Source organism: Frankia sp. CeRuru1 (assembly GCF_977966315.1).
In genome coordinates this window covers 13,339-17,237 of the sequence record NZ_CDWWEW010000073.1, presented here as the reverse complement: position 1 = coordinate 17,237, position 3,899 = coordinate 13,339, and the positions used below count along the sequence as shown (strand labels likewise).

The window sequence follows — 3,899 nt, the reverse complement described above, 5'->3', positions numbered from 1 at the left end:
GGCGATTCCGTTAGGCGGGCCACACCCGACGGGCCCTGCCTCTGTGCACAGCGTGTAACCGCTACTCTCACACGATGTCCGTCCCCAGCCTTCCCGCAGACCTGGCGGCACTACGGGAAACCGCGATCGACGTGCTACGAGACAACGACCTCGGCGACATCACCCGGCCCTCCCCGACGCTCTACCCGCACCAGTGGCTCTGGGACAGCTGCTTCATCGCGATCGGACTGCGCCATCTCGACCCGGGACGGGCCGCCAAGGAGGTCCTCTCGCTGCTGCGAGGCCAGTGGCCAAACGGCATGATCCCCCACGTGATCTTCGCGGAGACCTCGGACTTCTATCACGCCGGTCCGCAGCGCTGGCGCTGCGACCGGGTGACCACAACGGCCGGCGGAGTGCAGAGCACGGGGGTCACCCAGCCGCCGATGATCGCCGAAGCCGCCGTCCGGATCGCCGCCATGATGACGCCATCCGCCCGCGACGCCTTCTACCGCGCGTTGCTCCCCGGCCTGCTGCGCTTCCATACGTGGCTCTACCTCGAACGCGACCCCGACGACGACGGTCTCGTCACACTGGTCCACTCCTGGGAGTCGGGGATGGACAACACGCCGGCCTGGATGGAGATCACCAGACCGGCGGCTCCGCTGGGGGTGCGGGCACTGCGCCGGATCAACGGCGGCGACGCCATGGACGCGCTGCGGCGCGATTCCAAGGAGGTCCCCCCCGACGAGCGGCTCACCTCGGGAGACCTGTTCACGCTCTACCGGATCGTGCGTGAGCTGCGGCGGGCGCACTACAACTTCCGCGAGATCCGCCGGACCATCGTCCCCCTCGTCCAGGACGTCGCCTTCAACGCGATCCTCATCCGGGCCAACGAGCACCTCACCGCCATCGCCGCCGAGATCGGCCAGACCATCCCCGCCCGGTTGCGGCGGTCCATGCACAGGACGCGCGAGGCGATCGAGCGGCTCCACACCGACGGCACTTACTACAGCCGCGACTTCCGGACGGGAACGCTGCTGCGCCACGAGACGATCTCGGGGTTCCTGCCGCTCTATGCCGGGGTCGTGCCCGAGGACCGGGTCGACGAGATGGTCAAGACGCTCACCTCACCGCGCTACTGGTCTCGGTTCGGCATCGCGAGCGTGCCGCTCGACGACCCGGGCTTCCTTCCCCGGTGTTACTGGCAGGGTCCCGTCTGGGTCAACATGAACTGGCTGATCGCCGACGGGCTGGAGCGTTACGGCCGGCTCGACGCCGCGGAGAACCTGCGCCAGAACACGATCGACATGATCGCCTCGTCCGGGGCGATGTTCGAGTACTACTCACCCCTCGACGGTTCCGGCGCGGGCAGCAACCGGTTCTCCTGGACCGCGGCGCTCCTGGTCGACCTCCTCGCCGCCGAGCGCTGAGCCACACCGCCGAGCGCTGTCTCGGACCGGGCACCCGGTCGGACCGGGCACCCGGTCGGACCGGCCGCTGCGACGCCTAGCTGCAGCCGCTGGTCGAACCGCACTGCTCGCAGACGTAGCAGCTACCGGCTGGCCGCATGGTCACCCCGCAGGTGAAGCAGAGCGGAGCATCGACCACGGTCTGCGCGACGAGCGACTCACCGGGCGGTGCCAGCCGCAACTCCCGTGCCACGTACGCCGGGCCGTTCCCCACCGCCGGACCGGGCGGGACGCCCGGGTCACCCCGATCGGCGACGGAAGCCGAGGATCCGGTCACCGCGGCCCCCTGGGATCCGGCCGGGTCGTCGATCCCGGCGGGCTGCGCCGGTCCCGCGCCGGCCGCCACGGCCGGCGCGGGACCGTAGTGACCCGCGACCCGACGGGCCCGGTCGGCCGCGGTCGAGATGCCGAGTTCGGCCCGCTGATCGGCGTCGAGATAGTCGAGCGCGAGGCGACGGAACAGATAATCCATGATCGACTGGGCGATCCGCACGTCCGGGTCGTCGGTCATCCCGGCCGGCTCGAACCGCATGTTGATGAACTTGCTGACGTACGCCTCCAGCGGCACGCCGTACTGCAGGCCGATCGAGATGGCGATCGCGAACGCGTCCATCACGCCCGCCAGGGTGGACCCCTGCTTCGACATCTTGATGAAGACCTCACCGAGGCCGTCGTCCGGGTAGGAGCCGGCGGTCAGATAACCCTCGGCCCCACCGACGGAGAAGGACACCGTCCGCGACGGGCGGGTCTTCGGCAGCCGGCGGCGCACCGGCCGGTACTCGACCTCCACCGGGGCGGTCCCGGCGGAGCCGGCGGTCCCGGCGGAGCCGGCGGAGCCGGCGGTCCCGGCGGAGCCGGCGGTCCCGGCGGAGCCGGCGGTCCCGGCCCCGTCTCCCGTGCCAGCTGGGGTGGCGGCCAGCTCGGCGGCCTGCTTCGCCCCCTTGACGTCGGTCAGCGGCTGGCCGACCTTGCAGTTGTCCCGGTAGATGGCGAGGGCCTTCAGACCCAGCCGCCACCCTTCCAGGTAGATCTGCTCGACGTCGGCGACCGTGGCGGTCGAGGGCATGTTCACCGTCTTCGAGATCGCGCCGGAGAGGAACGGCTGTACCGCGGCCATCATGCGGACATGGCCCATCGGGGAGATCGCGCGGTCCCCGATGGCGCAGTCGAACACCTCGTAGTGCTCTGGACGCAGGCCGGGAGCGTCGATGACGTGCCCGTGCTCGGCGATGTACTCGACAATCGCCTCGATGGTCTCCTCGGGGTAACCAAGCGCCTGCAGGGCCGCCGGGACCGTCTGGTTCACGATCTTCATGCTGGCGCCGCCGACCAGCTTCTTCATCTTCACCAGGGCGAGGTCCGGCTCGATGCCGGTGGTGTCGCAGTCCATCGCCAGACCGATCGTGCCCGTCGGGGCGAGCAGGCTGGCCTGCGCGTTGCGCCATCCGTGCTTCTCACCGACGGTCTGCGCCCGGGCCCATTCCCGGGACGCGGCGGCGAGGACCCGGGAGTCCTCGGCGTGCACGCTGCGCACCGCGTCGTTCGCGGCGGCATGCTTGCGCATCACCCGCCGGTGCGCGCCCGCGTTGCGGGCGAAGCCGTCGTAGGCGCCGACGATCCCGGCGAGCTCGGCGGAGCGCCGGTAGGCGGTGGCCGTCATCAGCGAGGTGATCGATGCGGCCAGCGCCCGGCCGCCGTCCGAGTCGTAGGCCCGGGCGCTGGCCATCAGCAGGGCACCGAGGTTGGCGTAGCCGATGCCGAGCTGTCGGTAGGCCCGGCTGACCCTGGTGATCTCCGGCGTCGGGAAGTCGGCGAAGCAGATCGAGATGTCCATCGCGGTGATGATCAGCTCGACCGCCGCGACGAACGCCTCGGCGTCGAAGCTGCGGTCCGGGCGCAGGAACTTCAGCAGGTTCAGCGAGGCCAGGTTGCAGCTGGAGTTGTCCAGGTGCACGTACTCGCTGCACGGGTTGGAGGCGCTGATCCGGCCGCTCTCGGGGCAGGTATGCCAGTCGTTGATCGTTCCGTCGTACTGGATGCCGGGATCGGCGCAGGCCCACGCGGCCTCGGCGATCGTGTGGAACAGCCCGCGGGCGTCCACCGTCTCCAGGACGCGGCCGTCGAGGCGGGCCCGCAGGTCGAAGCCGCCGCCGTCGACGACCGCCCGCATGAACTCGTCGGTCACCCGGACGGAGTTGTTGGCGTTCTGGTACTGCACGGAGGCGATGTCGCGGCCGCCGAGATCCATGTCGAAGCCCGCGTCCCGCAACGCCCGGATCTTGTCTTCTTCCCGGGCCTTCGTCTCCACGAACTCGACGATGTCGGGATGATCGACGTCGAGCACGACCATCTTCGCCGCCCGCCGGGTCGCGCCACCCGACTTGATCGTACCCGCCGAGGCGTCGGCGCCGCGCATGAAGCTCACCGGCCCGGACGCGGTGCCCCCGG

General features: G+C 70.4%; 2 protein-coding genes. One reads left to right on the top strand and one right to left on the bottom strand.

What is annotated here, in order from left to right:
- Window positions 1–74: 74 nt before the first annotated feature.
- A complete protein-coding gene (locus tag AC08OP_RS08040; protein ID WP_476613603.1) occupies window positions 75–1,412 on the top strand; it encodes an amylo-alpha-1,6-glucosidase in 1,338 nt (445 codons plus the stop codon).
- Between the two features lie 76 nt (window positions 1,413–1,488).
- Here the strand turns inward: AC08OP_RS08040 and AC08OP_RS08035 are convergent.
- The coding region (locus tag AC08OP_RS08035; protein WP_476613602.1) for a vitamin B12-dependent ribonucleotide reductase at window positions 1,489–3,899 on the bottom strand (2,411 nt) is incomplete at its 5' end.

Coding starts and splice junctions, on each gene's coding strand:
- AC08OP_RS08040 (WP_476613603.1), top strand. CDS start 75: ATGTCCGTCCCCAGCCTTCCCGCAGACCTGGCGGCACTACGGGAAACC.